Annotated in this window: 1 protein-coding gene; it reads right to left on the bottom strand. The window is 42.0% G+C overall.

All coding sequences use genetic code 11. The features are described from left to right. Positions 1-697, bottom strand: a 697-nt coding sequence (locus DMP16_RS10555) for an aldehyde dehydrogenase family protein (RefSeq protein WP_185957877.1), incomplete at both ends; no start/stop codon positions are given.

The following is a 697-nucleotide window of genomic DNA, read 5'->3' as shown; positions in this document are numbered from 1 at the left end:
GCCTGAACCTGTCACGAAATTTAAAACTCCTTTTGGCAGACCAGCATCATAAAAGGCTTTAACTAATTCATAAGCTACCGTTGGAGTATTTGTAGCTGGTTTAAAGACTACTGTGTTCCCAGTGGCTATTGCGGGAACTATCTTCCATCCAGGGATTAAGAATGGAAAGTTCCATGGAGTGATAATTCCTACTACTCCTAGAGGTTCTCTCATTGTTATGTGAAAACTATTCTTCATACTTGATGGTATTGTTTTACCCAAGGAGTTCAGGATAAGACCACCATAAAACCTTGCCAATACCGCAATCCTCTCAACTTCATATCTACTTTCTGGTAACGTCTTTGCCCTCTCAACAGCACCTTCATTAATATCTATTCCAATCACCTTAATGCCCATGGCTGAAGCTATAGCAACTGCACTTAGTCCCATCCCCCCAGTTCCCAGAACTATTAACGTATCTCCAGGCTTTAAGCTAGACTTCATAGTTAGCGCGTTCCACGCAGTTCCAAATCCACAACCAGTGATTGCAGCCCACTCAGGTTTAATGTTATCTGGAACTTTAACCAAGTCTACGACTGTCCTCTCTGGGATTAACATGTATTCCGCATAACATCCATCTATTCCATAACCTGCTATGACTAGATGCTCACAGATGTTAGAGTTCCCCTCCATACAATACCTACAAGTCCTGTAATCC

Origin of the sequence: Sulfolobus sp. B1, from assembly GCF_007050195.1 — an archaeon.
Taxonomy (GTDB): Archaea; Thermoproteota; Thermoprotei_A; order Sulfolobales; family Sulfolobaceae; genus Saccharolobus.
The sequence above is the reverse complement of the archived record's forward strand: the minus strand, read 5'-3'. Positions and strand labels throughout refer to the sequence as shown.